Origin of the sequence: Corynebacterium parakroppenstedtii (assembly GCF_019754935.1) — a bacterium.
In the GTDB taxonomy this organism is placed as follows: Bacteria; Actinomycetota; Actinomycetes; order Mycobacteriales; family Mycobacteriaceae; genus Corynebacterium; species Corynebacterium parakroppenstedtii.
On sequence record NZ_JAGSOA010000002.1, the window covers coordinates 472,406 to 489,989 of the forward strand.

Here is a 17,584-nt window from a genome sequence, read left to right on the forward strand (position 1 = left end):
GACTTATTTCTGTTGCGCATGGTGATTGTGACATTAGTGGTGACGGAAATTAATGGATGTGAGTGAGGGACGATAATCATGGTGAGGTCATTAACTGCCGCGTTAACTCCAGAAATGAGGGCGCATACTTTAGCCGAAGCTCTTCCGTGGCTCACTCACTATCGGGACACCATCGTCGTTATTAAATATGGCGGCAATGCCATGATCGATGACGACTTAAAGCGTGCGTTTGCCGAGGATATGGTTTTTCTTCGGACTGTCGGTGTTAAGCCAGTCGTTGTTCATGGTGGGGGACCGCAGATTAATGAGATGCTTTCGCGTTTAGGTCTTGAAGGCGAGTTCAAGGGTGGATATCGGGTCACTACTCCTGAGGTGATGGAAGTCGCCCGTATGGTTTTATTCGGGAAAGTGGGCCGAGAACTCGTTAACCTTATCAACCAATTTGGTCCTTATGCCGTGGGGACGTCAGGTGAGGATGCGAGCTTATTTACTGCTCGGCAACGCTATGCCGTCGTAGATGGATTTCGGGAAGACATAGGATTAGTCGGCGATATCGTCGATGTCGAGCCATCGACGATTGTGGATTTAATCCAGGCTGGGCGAATTCCAGTGGTGTCGACCATTGCACCAGGTAACGATGGCCGTGTGTACAACATCAATGCGGATTCTGCAGCTGCCGCACTAGCACAAGCGTTGGGGGCCGAGAGGCTACTGGTTTTGACGAATGTGGAAGGGCTTTATACCGAATGGCCGGATAAGGAATCCCTCGTTTCAAAGATCACGATCTCTGGAGCTCGTTCAGTGTTTCCCCGGTTGGAATCCGGCATGATTCCGAAGATTGAATCTGCGGTCGAGGCAGTTGATCATGGCGTCAAAGCGGCAAGCATTATCGACGGGCGTATTGCTCATAGCGTGCTTTTAGAGTTATTAACTTCGGGTGGTATCGGCACGATGATTATCCCCGATGGTGAAGATCCTGTCGTCCGCGCTGATCACCTCATTTATCGCCATTCTTACGGGATGGATGAAGAAGGAATAGCTTATGGTGCGGATCGTCGTCCCTACAGAGGGGATGGCCCGCAGAAGCTGACGCACCACGCCTCCGATCAGTAATCCGAATGCAGTTTCAAAGCTCTATTTCGTAACGCCCCGGTCCGCTCTACAAACCTGATGTATCGAAAGTTGTGACATGAATAATCCCGTAGAGGTCGATAGTTCCAATCCAGAGAAATCCTGGAAAGACCGTTGGTCCATGACAATGATGAACAATTATGGCGAGCCGCCATTGCAATTAATCAGCGGTCGTGGCGCGCGGGTAAAGGATTCCCAGGGAAAAGATTATGTCGACTTTCTTGCGGGTATCGCGGTTAATTCTCTGGGGTATGGGAATGAAAAAGTAGCGAAAGCCGTCGCCACTCAAGCGAGTAGCCTCACCCACACATCAAATTTGTTTTCTAACAGGCCATCTTTGCTTTTAGCCGAAAGGCTGAAGGAACGGCTGTGGGAAGGCCGTCGTGATGAAAATGGTCACGATGCAGATAGTGATCGCACTATGTCAACCACTCGGGTAGCGTTTTGTAATTCCGGAACAGAAGCTAACGAGATGGCTTTTAAGTTAGCTAGGCTCACGGGTAAGCGTCGTGTTTTGGCTGCGCTGAATGGGTTTCATGGCCGGACAATGGGTTCATTGGCTATGACAGGCCAGCCAGCCAAACGCGATATTTTCGCTCCGCTCCCTGGGGGAGTCGAGTTTTTCCACTACAACGACACGTCTTATCTAGAAAAACTCGTTGAGATTCAGCCGGATGAGGTCGCTGCGATTATCGTCGAGCCGATTCAGGGCGAGACCGGTGTGATCCCGGCGTCGAGGAATTTTTTGAGAGACATTCGTCGGATAGCGGATCGCGTCGGTGCTCTCATGATGTGTGATGAGGTGCAGACGGGGAACGGCCGTACCGGAGACTATTTCGCATTTCAGGATGCTGGAATTATTCCCGACGTGGTGACAACGGCTAAAGGATTATCGGCCGGACTTCCGATAGGTGCGTGCGTGGCGACGGGGAGAGCGTCCTCTTTCTTTACTCCAGGGGCTCACGGTTCGACGTTTGCTGGCAACCCAGTCGCGGCATCTGCTGGTTTGGTGGTCCAACAATACTGCGACGACGGCCTTGTGGGTCATGTCAGGAGTATTGGTAGCCGATTACGTACAGCATTGTCATCGCTGCCTCATGTTGTTCAGGTGCGGGGTCGTGGTCTCATGCTGGGGGTTGTTTTAGATTCGCCTATCGCCAAAGAAGTCGTTTCAGACGCGCGTGACCGTGGAGTGATCCTGAATGCTCCCGCGGAGTCGGTTTTGCGTATTACTCCGCCTTTGGTTCTCACTGATGAAGAATGCGACGAAGGCGTGAGCCGACTGAAAGAGTCACTTGGGAGCGTAGTGCGAGATCAATGATGCGTTACTGCAACTTAAAACGGTGTCTCCAGGCGACAGAAGAAGACTTAGTTGATGGTAGACGCGTCAGGATCGGTTGATATATAGTTACATTTCGTTATTTATATATAGAATTAATTATGAGGTGTGAGTAATGGAGAATATTCGGCATTTTTTAAAAGATGACGATTTGTCATCATCGGAGCAAGCTGAGGTTTTAGCGCGCGCTCTTGAAATGAAAAAGGATCCTTTCGGGTTTCGTCCATTAGAAGGGCCACAGTCCGTCGCAGTCCTGTTTGATAAGACATCGACGCGCACGAGGTTTTCCTTTGATGCGGGAATCGCGCAGTTGGGCGGCAATGCCATTGTGGTTAACTCTGGTAGTTCCCAAATCGGTAAAAAGGAAACGTTTGAGGATACGGGGGCGGTGCTCTCTCGTTTCGTTACAGCGATCGTATGGCGAACATATGAACACAGTAATCTTGAACGTATAGCGTCAACAGCGACTGTCCCCGTGGTCAATGCACTCTGTGACGATTATCATCCGTGTCAAATTTTAGCTGATCTTCTTACAATTATTGAGCACTGCACTCCTCACAGTGAAGTGAATGAATTGCATGGTTTAAAGGCTGTGTATCTGGGGGATGGAAATAACAACATGGCGAATTCATATCTGCTTGGATTTGCCATGGCAGGTATCAATATAACGATTTGTTCTCCCAAAGGTTTTCAGCCACACGCCGCTATCGTGAAGCGAGCTCAAGGTCTTGCCGCAGACACAGGGGCATCCATCGTGGTGACTGACGATGTCGACGCAGTAGCCGGAGCAGATGTCGTCATTACCGATACGTGGGTTTCTATGGGCTTTGAAAATGATGGCCTCGATCGTCGAACACCGCTTTTGCCGTACCAGGTCAATGACGAGGTGATGGGTCGGGCGAAAGAGACGGCGATTTTCCTCCATTGCCTTCCGGCGTACCGGGGTAGCGAGGTGACGTCGTCAGTCATCGATGGCCCTCAATCACGCGTTTTTGATGAAGCAGAAAACCGTCTTCACGCGCAAAAAGCACTCTTGTCGTGGGTTATAGAGCATAATCCTTATTCGTGATTGTCGTGGGAGACTTCGTGGTTCTCGTCGGTTTGAGAGAGGTTGATTAATGTCGAAACATGCGCCATCGACGCGCACTGCCCGCCAGGCTCGAGTTTTGGAGATTCTGCAATCTCATCATGTCTCGAATCAATCGCAGATCATCGAGTTGTTGGCACAAGACGGGGTGGAAGTCACTCAGGCAACGTTGTCACGGGATCTCGATGAAATGGGGGCGCGGAAGGTCCGTTCCTCCGGCGGGGCAAGCTTTTATACCGTCGACGGCCCCGACGCGGAGCCCGATTCGGACGGACGAATGGATAAGCTACGTCGAACCTTGGCAGAGCTTTTGGTCTCGACGGACTTCTCTGGAAACTTCGCGGTGCTTCGCACTCCTCCGGGCGGCGCCCAATATCTCGCTAGCGTCATTGACCGTGCTCCTTTGACACAGGTTGTCGGTACAGTCGCTGGTGACGACACTATTTTCGTACTGTCCCGTGAACCGATGAACGGTGAGCAACTCGCTCGGTATTTCGCCGGAGTTTCGTCATACTCGTCTCGATGACTAAACTTATCCGCATATTTGAATAATACTCACAAGTGGTCGTAGATATCGGCCGCTGACCTTGAGTTATCTACTTTTCGTTTACTCAATTTTCAAGGAGAGTCTTGTGACTAATCGTGTTGTTCTCGCCTACTCTGGTGGCCTGGATACATCGGTAGCTATTCCTTATTTGGCGAAAATGACGGGTGGCGAGGTCGTCGCAGTGTCCATTGATCTGGGCCAAGGCGGCGAGGACATGGAATCGGTGCGTCAACGTGCTCTCGCCTGTGGTGCGGTAGAAGCCATCGTCGTCGATGCAAAAGATGAATTCGCTGAGCAGTATTGTTTGCCAGCCATCAAGGCTAACGGTTTGTATATGAAGCAATACCCGCTGGTATCTGCGCTTTCTCGGCCGTTGATCGTGAAGCACCTCGTGGAAGCCGCTAAGGAACATGGCGGTACCCACGTTGCCCACGGTTGCACGGGCAAAGGAAACGACCAGGTCCGGTTTGAAGTAGGTTTTGCCGACACCGCGCCTGATCTAAAGATTATTGCTCCGGCACGTGATTACGCCTGGACCCGGGATAAGGCCATTGCTTTTGCTGAAGAGATTGATTTGCCCATTGAACAATCGGCAAGTTCGCCTTTTTCCATTGACCAAAACGTGTGGGGCCGGGCAGTCGAAACGGGATTCCTCGAGGATTTGTGGAACCCGCCGACGAAGGATTTGTACGCATACACAGAAGAACCGTCGCTGGGAAATGCCCCTGACGAAGTCGTAATTTCGTTCGAAGGCGGTAAGCCCGTCGCTATCGACGGCCGGCCTGTCTCAGTGCTTGAAGCGATCGAAGAGATGAATCGTCGTGGTGGGGCTCAGGGTGTTGGCCGGCTCGATATGGTCGAAGACCGCCTCGTCGGAATTAAGTCCCGTGAGGTCTATGAAGCTCCGGGTGCAATGGTTCTCATTCGGGCTCATGAGGCGTTGGAAGACATCACGGTTGAGAGGGAGCTCGCGCGGTATAAGCGGGGAATTGATGCCCGGTGGTCTGAAGAGGTCTATGACGGACTGTGGTTCGCGCCATTGAAACGTTCGCTTGATGCCTTTATTGACTCGACGCAGGAAAATGTCACGGGCGATATCCGTCTTGTTCTTCACGAAGGCCGGATCACGGTGAACGGCCGCCGGTCGGATAAGTCGCTTTATGATTTCAATTTAGCGACGTACGACACTGGGGATACTTTTGACCAGACGCTGTCGCGTGGCTTCGTGGAGCTGCATGGTTTGTCTTCGAAGATTGCCTGCAAACGAGATCGTGAACAATAGTCACGATATTTTCTTCGCGTATTTGGCATAGTGTCTTTTCGGGAAGCAAAGCTCACTGTGCCTGAGATAGTGGGTCTGAGGTAGCGGGCATCAAAGGAGAAACAATGGGAATTTCGGCGCATAAAACGAATCAGGGCTCTTTGTGGGGAGGCCGGTTCTCTGGCGGCCCGAGCGATGCGATGTTTGCCCTGTCCGTATCCACCCATTTCGATTGGGTTCTGGCACCATACGACGTTTTAGCGTCGAAAGCTCACGCCAGGGTTTTGCACAGCCGAGGTCTTCTTAGCGACGAGGACTTCGAAGTGATGATTAACGGCTTGAATCAACTCGGTGACGACGTCGCGTCAGGCGCCTTTAAGCCGGATCCCACCGATGAAGATGTCCATGGCGCCATGGAACGTGGTCTCATTGAGCGCGTGGGTGCCGAGGTCGGTGGACGCCTTCGCGCAGGGCGCTCGCGTAACGATCAAGTCGCCGCTCTCTTTCGGATGTGGGTGCGGGATGCTGTTCGAAACGTTGCAGCAGAGGTCATCGAATTAGTTAAGGCCCTGGCCGATCAAGCCGAGGCACATTCCCATGACATTATGCCTGGTAAAACTCACTCGCAGGCTGCTCAGCCCATCCTTGTTGCCCATCAGCTTTTGGCCCATGCGCATCCGCTCGTGAGAGATGTCGACCGGCTTAAGGATTTGGACAAGCGTTTGGCAGTGAGCCCGTATGGTTCAGGTGCTCTTGCAGGGTCCACTCTTCATTTGGATCCAGAAGCTATTGCGCAAGAGTTAGGGTTTGATTCCTCGTCGGAGAATTCGATTGACGGAACGAGTTCCCGAGATTTTGCGACAGAAACTGCTTATGTGCTGGCACAAATTGGTGTCGATATGTCGCGTCTTGCTGAAGAGATTATCTCTTGGTGCACACCGGAATACGGTTATGTCACTCTTGATGATTCGTGGTCAACGGGATCGTCGATCATGCCGCAAAAGAAAAACCCTGATGTTGCTGAATTGACTCGCGGTAAAACCGGACGCCTGATCGGTAATCTTGCGGGTCTTATGGCGACCTGTAAAGCACTCCCATTGGCCTATGACCGTGATCTACAGGAAGATAAAGAGCCCATAGTTGACTCGGTTAATCAACTTCTTTTGCTCTTGCCTGCCATGACCGGTTTGGTAAAGACGTTAACGTTCCATACTGACCGGATGCGTGAATTAGCGCCTCGTGGATTCACCCTAGCAACAGATCTTGCGGAATGGCTCGTTCGCCGGGGCGTCCCGTTTAGGGAAGCACACGAGGCATCGGGATCATGTGTCCGCATGGCCGAGGCCCGCGAAGTCAGCCTTAAAGACTTGACTGACGAGGAATTGCGCTCGGCTCATCCGTCGTTAACGCCAGAGGTGAGGGAAGTGCTCACCGTGGAAGGGTCGGTCGCATCTCGTGACACCAAGGGAGGTACCGCGAGACCACGTGTGATGGAGCAACTTGAGCGGTTGAGAAAAGTCGCGTCTCAGGATTCCGAGTGGGCGGCTCATTCGCCCATTCTGGGTAGCGTTTAATCTTCGTGCTGGCCCGTCAGCTTTGATCAGCTGGTTCGCCGACGTCTTTACAACGACGTCGCTACGCCGGCGTCCGTATGTCGGCGCTCTTTACTGCCGGTGCATCATTCCCAGCACATCGTGGCGCCGTGGGGTAGCGCTCAATGACAGAAGATGCTGTGAGCGTCGGGTTTGAGCAGCAAGGTAGGCTAGGCGTTTATGAGCCTGAATGAAGAGCTACTGTCACTTCTGGTGTGCCCACAAGACAAGGGGCCACTGGAGTATCACGAGGACGAGCAGCTTTTGGTTAATCCGCGTTTGCATATTGCATATCCCATTGACGACGGAATCCCCGTCCTTCTTGAGGACGAGGCCCTCGCTTACCAAGGCAAATAAAGAAAAATTGCGCGTAATAGCGGGAAATCCGTCGCCCAACTGAATAATGATTCTCAGTCGAGTGTGTAGTAGAGGAGCACGTACTAAATGAACAACGGAGCGGATAGCGGCGTGTCAGAAGGATCTGACGCTCGAGCAGCTGTCATTGACGACCTTCAGTGGCGAGGTCTTATTAATCAATCGACGGATCTTGACCTGCTTAAGCAAGTGGCTCGTGAAGGGATGCTGACGCTATATACGGGCTTTGATCCCACCGGTCCGTCGCTTCATGCCGGTCATTTAGTTCCGTTGCTGATGCTCAAGCGGTTCCAGCAGGCCGGGCACCGCCCGATCGTCTTAGCTGGCGGCGCGACGGGGATGATCGGTGATCCCCGTGAAGTGGGGGAACGGGCGATGCTTGCCGCAGATACGGTCTCTGAGTGGGCCCAGAATATTTCGTCACAGCTTCGACGCTTCGTCTCATTTGAAGGCGACCCTGATTTCTCAGGGAGCAATGGTGCGATTCTCGAAAATAACTACACGTGGACATCGCAAATGTCTGCCATCGAGTACCTGCGTGATTTAGGCAAGAACTTTTCGCTTAACACCATGTTGTCAAGAGACACCGTGAAACGCCGGCTAGAGGGCGACGGCATTTCCTACACGGAGTTCTCTTACATGCTCTTACAAGCGAATGACTTCGTTGAACTTCGACGACGCTACGATTGCCGGGTTCAAATCGGTGGATCGGATCAGTGGGGAAACATCGTCGGAGGCGTCGACCTCAATCGGCGACTTGATTCGGAGACTGTACACGGACTGACTGTGCCGCTTGTCACAGACAGTGAGGGGCGCAAGTTTGGTAAGTCCACCGGTGGCGGAAAGCTCTGGCTTGATCCCGAGATGACCAGCCCCTACGCCTGGTACCAGTATTTCCTCAACACGAACGATGCCGATGTCGTGCGTTATCTGAAGTGGTTCACGTTCTTGGAACGCGACGAAATTGAACGACTGGCGACAGAGGTTGAGGAGCGTCCTCATCGTCGTGAGGCTCAGCGTCGACTAGCGCAAGAAATGACAACCTTGGTCCATGGAGAAGCTGCCACGAAGGCCGTCGAACTGGCAGCTCAGGCCCTATTTGGTAAAGCAGAACTCGCTGATCTTGATGAGCCCACGTTACGTGGCGCTTTGGCTGAAACATCCCTCGTAGAAATCGGTGCTGAGGATCCGAAAACGATCGTCGACCTGTTGGTAGCTACGGGGCTCGTGAAGTCCAAGGGAGCCGCGCGTCGCGCTATTAAGGAAGGCGGAGCCTACGTCAATAACGAGCGAGTCAGCGATGATGGGTGGGAGCCCGACTCGAAGGACCTCCTTCAATCCAAGTACCTGGTGCTGCGCCGAGGTAAAAAGAATTTTGCAGGTATACACCTCCTAGGCTAAAAGCGTCTTAGCCGTTTATTTAGGGAGTTGAGTGCAACGCCTATGTGAGCCGTATGCCTTGTTCTCCAGCCGGTGGGAATTATCCACGGCTGTCTGATGGTTCCGCGACCAGCGAGGGGCTGGAACGGTAGCTGGTCACGGTGCCTCAGACCAACGGTGACCGAGTGGGGAGGAGGCTTAGCTAGCGGGTTTGAGAATGATCCACAGGAAGTGCTCGATCCCAGCAGGCTCATTCGACGAGCTGTTGCATTTTTGCTTTACGGCTACTCATCATTAATGAATGATATATTCATCCCGCCCCAGCTATTTCAACGGATGCTTGCTGATTTGATGTCACCATGCTGGTACCGATGGCTCCGCTTCTCGGCTGCGGGTAGGTGCCAATCGTGTCGGTGATATTCCGGCGCGGCTTCCAAACAAGGCAACTCGCAGATATGGGCGACGGTTCGATTTCTTCTGTCGGCTTCCCCACCAGTTTTCTATGGAGATTCTTGATTTGTTGGCTGGTGCACTATTTGTTTTTTAGGGGCATCCCAGGGCTGACCTCGGCTTGCTAGGTCGCGGTATCCCTGAATCAGAAATAAAGCAGGATGCGCGAAACGGTGGTTTGTGGGATACCCCGAATGTGCTCTCGGCATCGGGAGTTCTTACTACTATGCATATCTAGCGCAGAGTTCTTGTAGATGATAATTCCTCCTGCTGGACGAGGGTTTTTGGGTTTGCCTAGGCGCTTTTGTTCCTTGCCGAAATTATAGTTTCAGAGATTTTGGGGAGAGGAAGCTCTCAACAGTCAAACTTCAATAGAGTAAGCTTAGGCGTACCTATAAAGAAATTGAACTGTCATGGAGATGATTTTGATGAAGTGTAGGGGGTCTTGATGACAGGAAAACCGGTTACTTTCTGGCAGATCTCCAAACCTGCCCACAAACAAATTGCTCTCTCAGCACTGCTAGCGATACTTGCAGCATTCCTTTCTTTAGCGCCGGTTATCGTCCTCGTCGAATTAGTGCGCACTGTGCTGCCCATTCTCAATGGGCAGCAAATTAACTCCTTGCGACTATGGTTGCTCGTTCTCGCGTTGGTAGTAACTACTCTTTTGCATGGGCAGGCTACTGTAAAAAGTCTCCAAATTAGTCACAAGGCCGACGGAGTACTCGGCGAACATCTGAGACAACGGCAGATCACCAAAATGGGTAAGCTACCGCTTTCCTGGTTTACTCGAACCCCCTCGGGCACTATTAAAACGTATGTTGAAGATGATGTGACTAAAATTCATCAGCTCATCGCACATGGACCCCACGACTATGCTGCGGGTGTCCTCGTGCCAGTTTTGAGCTTAGGCTATATGTTCATACTCGACTGGCGAATTGGCCTAGTCGGCTTAGTCCCGTTGTTGTTGGCTATCGCAACGATGCCATTCATGATGCGTCAGTTCGAGGAAAAAGCTGATCACTTTACAACTAGTCAGAAACAACTTGATGCTGCCGTCGTAGAGCTCGTTCGCGGTATCCCGGTCATAAAGGTTTTCGTTCCCGAAGGCTACGATGAAAGCCTCTTCCTTGACCGCTCCAGGAGATTTGGAAAGTTTTACCGTGATTGGGTGCACGCTACCGTCCACCCCAGCGCCCTCATGAAGATTTTCACCTCCACGGCCTTTGGTTTGCTGGTCGTCGCTGCCGCGGGACCATATCTCATTACGTCGGCGGATGTGTCGGTTCTGGATGTCTTAGCAGCATTTTTGTTGATCAATAACATCGCTGCTCCGCTGCTCATGTTATCGCGAACCAACATTATGTTCTCCGAGGCAAAGGCTGCTGCCTCACAACTCACACAGTTCTTTAATATCCCAGTGCTACCACCGGCTGTGGGTGACAAAGACCCCAAAGATTCTGGTATTGAATTTGACGACTTGGGCTTTTCTTACGAGGAAGGGGTCCCGGTACTTAGTGATATCAATGAACATCTTGCCCCTGGCAGCGTAACTGCGGTGGTTGGCCCGTCCGGTTCAGGTAAATCCACACTGGCCTCTTTGATTCCGCGTCTACTTGATCCGACTGTTGGTGCGGTACGAATCGGTGGGATTTCCAGTGTCGATCTCACTTCCAACCAGCTCTATGATCGGGTCGGTTTTGTCTTTCAGGACGCGTACTTAATGAAGCTGAGCGTGCGCGACAATATTCGTCTTGCAAATCCAGAGGCCACTGATGACCAGGTAATCCGCGCCGCGAAAGCTGCTCAGATTCACGAGCGCATTACCAATCTGCCGTTTGGCTACGATTCTGTGATCGGTGAGGATGCCCAGCTTTCTGGCGGAGAACAACAACACTTAGCTATCGCTCGGTCCATATTGCTCGATGCTCCGATCCTAGTTCTCGATGAGGCTACCGCCTTTGCCGATCCCGACTCTGAGGCTGCTATTCAGAAGGCCATCAGCGAATTGGTAAACGGCCGAACACTGGTGGTTATCGCACACCGGCTACACACCATCACTGGAGCGGACCGGATCTTAATGCTCGAGGATGGGAAGATTACAGAATCAGGGACTCATGATGAATTGGTCGCAGCGAATAAGAGCTACGCCGCGATGTGGAAGCGCTATGAAGATGCCCAGGCGGGCACTTTTGGGGAGGTAACCGAATGATTCGCACCCTCTATTCGCTTGGCAGTTCGGCTAACCGGCGTCGACTGACGTTCGTCCTCACGCTTATCGCGTTGTCTTCACTTGCGCTGTCGATCGGCCTTATTCTTATCGCATTGTTTCTCGATACTCTGTTCACGGACGGAGCATCGTCGGCATCAGCCTGGCTTCCTTGGATTCTTGTGACTGTTGTTGTGTACGCAGCGGCCGATTGGCCCACTGAAGTAATTGCCCAAGACTTAGGCCACGATTATGTGTTGCGCATTCATGAGCTCATTGCTCATCGTACAGCTGAACTTCCCTTGGGATATTTCGACGAAGACCGTTCAGGCCAAATTGGCGTCACTGCTACCAGTGGAGCACTCTTTGCTGCGAATGCGCCGGCAATGATGTTGCGACCGATGATGCACGGTGCTGCTTCAGCTGCTTTGGCTAGTGTCTTTCTCATTGTTGTCGATTGGCGACTAGGTCTTATGACCATCGCCGTAGTTGTCCTTGTCTGGGGCGCTTATCAACGACTGATGGGGAAATACCGTGTTGCAGAGCGTCGAAAGGGAGAACGCAACGAACACGGCGCAGCGCAGGTGCTTGAGTTCGCGCAGGTTCAGCCAGTACTGCGTGCGGCCGGTCCAGATTCATTGGGGGTGCGTGCGGTGCGGGAATCTATCCGAGAGCAATTCGCTGCCCAGCGGCATACTCAGGAAACGGGCGAGATGATCATGGGCCGGCTGGCCATGATAATCATGTTTGGCACCGTCGTTATTGACGTTGTTGCAACCGTGTTGCTGCTCAACGGTTGGTTGGAAGTTGGCACTTACATTGGTGTTGTAGTGCTGGTGTTCATTCTCGCCCGTGTAGCGATGGCTGGATTGCCCTACGGCGAAGGGGTACAGGCTGCACGCAATACACTCGGCGAAATCCAGAAGATCCTTAACGCCGATATATTACCTGAACCCGAAACCCCGGGACAGCTCGATAATTATGCAATCGAGTTCGACAACGTTAGCTTTGGCTATACGCCGGATACCCCTGTGGTCAGCGGTATCAGCTTTCATGTGGAGCCTGGAACGACTACTGCGCTAGTGGGACCCAGCGGATGCGGGAAAAGCACTTTATTGAAGCTCACTGCACGTTTTTACGACGTTGACCAAGGTGCAATTCGTATCGGGGGAGTCGACCTGCGCAAACTCGGCACACGTGCGGTACTGGATTCTTTGGCTATGGTGTTTCAAGACGTGTACTTGTTCGAAGACACGCTGTATGAAAACATCCGTCTCGGTCGCCACAATGCTTCCCGAGAAGAAGTTTTGCGTGCTGCAGAGATTGCTGGTGTCACAGAGATCGCTAATAAGCTGCCTCATGGATTCGAAACCCTTATTAGTGAGGGCGGACAGAACCTCTCTGGCGGTGAGCGCCAGCGTGTGTCGATTGCCCGGGCTCTGCTGAAAGATGCGCCAATTGTCCTGCTTGATGAAGCGACTAGCTCGCTGGATGTGCAGAATGAGCACTTGATCTTAGGTGGTATGGATGAGTTATCTAGTGAGCGAACAACTATTGTGATTGCCCATCGTTTACACACGATCCGTAATGCCGATCAGATCGTAGTCCTGAGCCCATCCGGTAAAGTCGAATCCGTCGGTACTCATGAACAGCTCATGGAGTCTTCACCGCGTTACTGCAGCTTTTGGAGAGATAAGCGGGATGCCAATAATTGGAGGTTATAGACTGTGCCCTTCACGCCTGGCCGATGTATTGAAAGAGGCTCACAGGATAGAGTAGTGAGCCTCTTCATGACGTGACGGTGTGTTAGCTAGTTGGCTCCAGGGCGAATAAAGTGCTCTATGCGCTTCAACTTAGCGTTGTTGCACGCCTCAGCCGAGAACACCTTCCCATTGTCAACGAGTAACAATGAATCACAACAGGCTGCTAACAACTCGAAGTCGTGTGTAACCACTAAGACGGTTTTGTTCCGGCGTGCTAAGTCATCGAGCAACTGAGCAACCTTCTGCATCCGGCGAAGATCTAGACCACTGGTGGGCTCGTCGAACACAATTATCTCTCGCTTACTCAGCAACGCTGAAGCAATTGCGATTCGTTGGCGTTCACCACCAGAGAGTGACATCGGGTGTCTATCCCGTTTATCGTCGAGATCCAGTGCTTTAAGAATCTCGGTCAGGTAGGATTGTTCCTCCGCTCCCAACTTCTTAGTGCCGATCGTCACATCAGCATCAATGTTTTCTCCAAAAAGCTGATGATTGACATCCTGCATCACGAGGTAAGAATGGCGGAGACGCTGTCGTGGACTCGATAGCTTACCCTTGTTCATGTATACCGCGCCTTTTGCCTTCGGCTCGATGCCGGTTAGAGCTCGTACAAAGGTTGACTTTCCTGCGCCATTTCGTCCTACCACACCAATAATCTGTCCCTGAGGAATCTCTGCATGCTTGATACTCAGAGCGGGCGAGACAGATTTTGGGTACGTGAATCGTAGATTCTCTAGGGTTATTGTTTTCTTGATGGCTCTCCGTTTATCGGTAGTTTTAGGTACTGGTTTCGACGAGCGCAGTCCTAATTCATGCAGCGCTTCTTCATCCATTGCCCGGAACTCATCGCCAGTGAATTCGTGGGCGATCCGCCCATCCCGCATCACTAAAACACGGTCAACAATGTTGATGAGGTACCACAAGCGGTGTTCGGCAACTAAGATCGTGCGACCCTGCGCTTTCCAGTGAGAAATGATCTCATGCAGTTCGTCGGTAGCTTCCAGATCTAGGTTCGATGATGGTTCATCAAGCAGGAGTACGCGCGGCTGCATTGTTGCTACTGAACCACACGCCACCTTCTGCTTCTGTCCGCCCGACAGCGCGAAAAGCTGTCGCTCAAGAAGGTGAGCTATACTGAAATCCTTGCCTACTGCGTTGATCCGTCGACGGATCTCTTCGGGTCTAATACCGAGGTTCTCACAGCCAAAAGCCAGTTCGCTGGCCACCTCGAGAGTGAAGAACTGTGATTTTGGGTTTTGAAACACAGATCCGACATAGGGAGCAAGATCGTGCGGTTCAGCGTAGGTGGTTATCCGGTCGTCAAGTACGATATCGCCGGAGATACTGGCATTACAGAAGGAGTGCGCTACACCATTCAAAAGACGCAATAGACTCGATTTTCCGCAGCCGGATTCACCACATAACAGGACTAGCTCGCCCTCAGCTACCTTTAAATTCAGGTCATGAAGGATCGGTTCTGCAGCATGTTTGTCGTAAGACATTGATACCTGGCGGAGTTCGATCATGGCAGCATAATCCTATTTGCAATTAATAAGGCTAGGCAGGTTGCAAGCACCGCCATGACGAGGGCATCACCGGTCCGGAAGCCGATGGTGCATAGAGTGGTTCGATGCCGAGTTGCCCCTAGACCCCGAGTCACTGCCGACATAGCGAGTTCATTGCCGATCCCGATGACCGAAACCAATAAGGGGACAAAACGGTATTCGAGCATGGCAATTGGATTACGCAGACCAGAGATACCCCGCATCCGCATCGCAGTTCGAATATCGCGGTATTCTTCAGCGATGGTGGGGAAAAAGCGGAAGATGAATGAAGTTGGAATCCACAATGCTTCAGGACAATGGACACGCTGCATAGTGGCGACAAATTCGCTAGCTGAGGTAGTGCGCAGCAGGTACCAGCAACAAGTGACTCCTGGGATAATGAGCGATAAGCCACCAAACCATGTTGCGAAGATGTCGATAAAAAGGTGCCGTTCCGGAATTGTTAGCACTAGTAATTTAGGGATGCCGGCAAGTACCGAAAAAGCCACTAAATAGCGTAGGGCTGATGCCAGCAAACCCGATGCGAGAAAGAGCAGGCCCGGAATGGCAATTAAGATCCATCGAGCAACGTTTCCGAGTATGCCCGTGGATCCTGCTGGTGATAGTAGGACTGAGGAAACGACAAGAATGACAATCACGGTTGTCCGTGGATCGAGGTTAAGCCCTGTAGTCCGTGAACCTGAGCCAGGCATGGTGGGCGGCATTAGACGATGCCTGCGCGTTCGAAGTGCTTTGTGAAAATCCGACGTCCGAGGATGCCGCCAAGGACGCCACAGCAGAAGGTCGAGATGACAATGATTCCATACAGCCAACTCATCTCGCCTATCGAGGACAGACCGTCAGCAAAACTGGCGCCGTATTTTTCGTGCATTTCGCTACTTTCGAGGTACTGGCGAGTAGTAAAGAATAGCGGTATGTACGACGCTGTCGGGGTTAAAGCGATACAGGCGTAGGCAATCACGCTATGAAAGGTACTTTCGTATTTCCCCGCTCGTAACACTATCTCCGCCGTTACGCCTGTTACCAAGCTGAGTAAAAGCGGCCAAATTCCCAGACCAAGTAAGAGACTCGAGAGACCACTGAGCATCGAGAAAACGAGGACCATACTGGGCTTATGAATCTTTGCGAAGAACAGCATCATTGGGATGCCGAGAACAAGGGCCTGGACGGAGGTGATCATCACGTAAGTTACCGGGGTAATGCCAATAAAAGAGATTGCGACGCCCACGACCAGGTTAATAACGAAAAAAATTCCGATTGTCATGAGGTCGGTGACATTGAGTGTCTTGTTTTTCGTGGATCTAGTAGTGGTGCTGTTGGAATTAGGCACAGGGATCCTCCCAGATGAAGTGCTGTTTTGTCGCTTTTATTCGGAGACGTAAAAGGGATGGAAATAGAACGGTATTGGCGAGGTTGCCTTAAGATTGTCCTACCTCGGCAGCGGTGTTGTAGATATTTGTAAACGATTCAGCCAGCTGTTGCGTAGTCGAGAGCTCGAAGACCCCGCGGATGGATGCTTCTACCGATCTCTCTCATCGGAGCGGAGTTAGTCATCCAGACCATGGCAGACGAGTCGCTGTCGGGATGAGATAGATGTACTGGGTGAAGCTCTTAAACGTCGTTTATTAGGGCGGTAGGCTGTCGAGGTCATGACGGTGGTTTTCCTGATCACGGGTGAATTAGATAAGTGTAGCCAAAACTATCGTTGACAGTATAAGCGCGACAACCCCATATTGAGAACACTTTTTGCTATAGAAAACCGATGCACACCCCCCCTGGGGAACTAATCGTTGACGTCTAACCAGGGGAGGGCCTGGGACTTTTGGGGGTGTCCATCGAAAATGATTATATCTTCCATGACAGCCATGGAGTTTTGGCGTTTGTCAAATGCTGATGTCTAATCGATGGGGATGCATGCTCCTCGCCGACTTCAGTAACGACGTATTGAGCGATATCAACCGGCTCCACTGATCCGGCTATGGGGCCAGTCTCTAGGTCTTTTTGTATTTTCTGCCTGTGGGATACCTGTGGTGTCTCTCTTCGAAGGAAATGCTGAGCCCTTGTGGTGGTCAGAAGGTGATTCCATTTTGCGGCTTTACTTCTTGACATTTAGGCCACACACTTTTCTGAAAACCTAGGTGCTCGGCTGTTAGAGGTTGTTGGTCACTGTGTCATTTCTACCGAGTTCATCAGTGCCGCCCATACTGGCTGGCTACCGGTCGCGGATTTAAAAACCCTCGTTGTTATGACCTGGGAATCGGCCAGGGCTGGATAGTTTCCGACGCCGTTCGGTACTGCAACTGGTTGAAACCGTTCTAGATCACGGTTGGGTCAGTGGACGACCTTGTCGGATAAAACGACGGCTCAGCTCTCTGTAGTTCTCGAGTCCAAACACGGAAAACCGAGCTGAGCTGCTTAGGGCTAATTCTCGATGAGTGATGGAACGTCCCGTTTCCTTAGGGATATTTCCCGAGCAGAAGAGTCGATTTACATAGGGGTAGAGGGCATAAGGATGTGACTCGTAATCGTCTCGCCGGGCTACATTGAAGGGAAACTCTGGTTTGAGACGTGTTCTCTGGGTCTGTTCATTCGGTAATTAATGGTTCTCGGCATTGAAGGTCATCAGAAAACTGTGAGCTGATGGGGCAGTGGGTAGGGGAGTCGTGCTTGAGACACGAGTGGCGCCACTTGAGTGCATCGGGGAACTTCCCGCGACTTGGTTCGTGTGGTACACGACGACGTGGTGGCGTGTAAGTGTTTTGTTGTGGGTGTTTTGTGGTTGTGTGCTGGGGGTTTGTGGTGTGTGGGTGGGGTGTGTAGTGTTCTTTGTCGTCGCCGAGGCAGCCCGCCCGGTTACTGGGAAGGCAGTGATCTGGTTGTGGGTT

Annotated in this window: 14 protein-coding genes; 11 read left to right on the forward strand and 3 right to left on the reverse strand. The window is 51.8% G+C overall.

All coding sequences use genetic code 11. The features are described 5' to 3' along the window. Positions 1–78 precede the first annotated feature (78 nt). The 10 genes from argB (at position 79) to KCQ76_RS08575 (ending at position 13,095) form a co-directional block, all read left to right on the forward strand. On the forward strand, positions 79–1,113 hold the full coding sequence (gene argB / locus KCQ76_RS08530; protein ID WP_046202946.1) for an acetylglutamate kinase: 1,035 nt from the start codon (positions 79–81) through the stop codon (positions 1,111–1,113). Positions 1,114–1,189: 76 nt separating this feature from the next. Then, positions 1,190–2,452: an acetylornithine transaminase gene (locus KCQ76_RS08535; protein WP_082089876.1), complete on the forward strand. Its 1,263-nt coding sequence runs from the start codon at positions 1,190–1,192 to the stop codon at positions 2,450–2,452. A 133-nt stretch (positions 2,453–2,585) separates the two neighbouring features. Beyond that, positions 2,586–3,539, forward strand: coding sequence for an ornithine carbamoyltransferase (gene argF / locus KCQ76_RS08540; RefSeq protein ID WP_046202945.1), 954 nt, complete (start codon positions 2,586–2,588; stop codon positions 3,537–3,539). 49 nt (positions 3,540–3,588) lie between these two features. After that, positions 3,589–4,083, forward strand: coding sequence for an arginine repressor (locus KCQ76_RS08545; protein ID WP_046202944.1), 495 nt, complete (start codon positions 3,589–3,591; stop codon positions 4,081–4,083). A gap of 106 nt (positions 4,084–4,189) precedes the next feature. After that, positions 4,190–5,386, forward strand: coding sequence for an argininosuccinate synthase (locus tag KCQ76_RS08550; RefSeq protein ID WP_046202943.1), 1,197 nt, complete (start codon positions 4,190–4,192; stop codon positions 5,384–5,386). Between the two features lie 104 nt (positions 5,387–5,490). Continuing rightward, on the forward strand, positions 5,491–6,939 hold the full coding sequence (argH, locus tag KCQ76_RS08555) for an argininosuccinate lyase (protein ID WP_046202942.1): 1,449 nt from the start codon (positions 5,491–5,493) through the stop codon (positions 6,937–6,939). A 198-nt stretch (positions 6,940–7,137) separates the two neighbouring features. After that, complete coding sequence (locus KCQ76_RS08560) at positions 7,138–7,314, forward strand: Trm112 family protein (RefSeq protein ID WP_012731485.1); 177 nt, start codon at positions 7,138–7,140, stop codon at positions 7,312–7,314. Between the two features lie 87 nt (positions 7,315–7,401). Then, positions 7,402–8,733, forward strand: coding sequence for a tyrosine--tRNA ligase (gene tyrS, locus KCQ76_RS08565; protein WP_046202941.1), 1,332 nt, complete (start codon positions 7,402–7,404; stop codon positions 8,731–8,733). A gap of 877 nt (positions 8,734–9,610) precedes the next feature. Beyond that, positions 9,611–11,374: an ABC transporter ATP-binding protein gene (locus tag KCQ76_RS08570; protein ID WP_046202940.1), complete on the forward strand. Its 1,764-nt coding sequence runs from the start codon at positions 9,611–9,613 to the stop codon at positions 11,372–11,374. After that, positions 11,371–13,095, forward strand: coding sequence for an ABC transporter ATP-binding protein (locus tag KCQ76_RS08575; RefSeq protein WP_046202939.1), 1,725 nt, complete (start codon positions 11,371–11,373; stop codon positions 13,093–13,095). The genes KCQ76_RS08570 and KCQ76_RS08575 overlap by 4 nt, the downstream gene beginning before the upstream one ends. Before the next feature lie 86 nt (positions 13,096–13,181). Here KCQ76_RS08575 and KCQ76_RS08580 read toward each other — a convergent pair whose 3' ends face one another. The 3 genes from KCQ76_RS08580 to KCQ76_RS08590 are packed head-to-tail and all read right to left on the reverse strand — an operon-like array spanning position 13,182 to position 16,029. Next, the gene (locus tag KCQ76_RS08580; protein ID WP_046202938.1) at positions 13,182–14,660 is read right to left on the reverse strand and encodes an ABC transporter ATP-binding protein; all 1,479 of its coding nucleotides are present in this window, start codon (positions 14,658–14,660) and stop codon (positions 13,182–13,184) included. Further along, positions 14,657–15,391 (reverse strand): energy-coupling factor transporter transmembrane component T, encoded by a 735-nt coding sequence (locus KCQ76_RS08585; RefSeq protein WP_046203129.1) that lies wholly within the window; start codon positions 15,389–15,391, stop codon positions 14,657–14,659. Before KCQ76_RS08585 ends, KCQ76_RS08580 begins: the two co-directional genes overlap by 4 nt. Positions 15,392–15,402: 11 nt before the next feature. Continuing rightward, on the reverse strand, positions 15,403–16,029 hold the full coding sequence (locus tag KCQ76_RS08590) for an MptD family putative ECF transporter S component (RefSeq protein WP_046202937.1): 627 nt from the start codon (positions 16,027–16,029) through the stop codon (positions 15,403–15,405). Positions 16,030–17,362: 1,333 nt separating this feature from the next. On the opposite strand from KCQ76_RS08590, the gene KCQ76_RS08595 reads away from it, so the two are divergent. Continuing rightward, the coding region (locus KCQ76_RS08595) for a hypothetical protein (protein WP_221914842.1) at positions 17,363–17,584 on the forward strand (222 nt) is incomplete at its 3' end.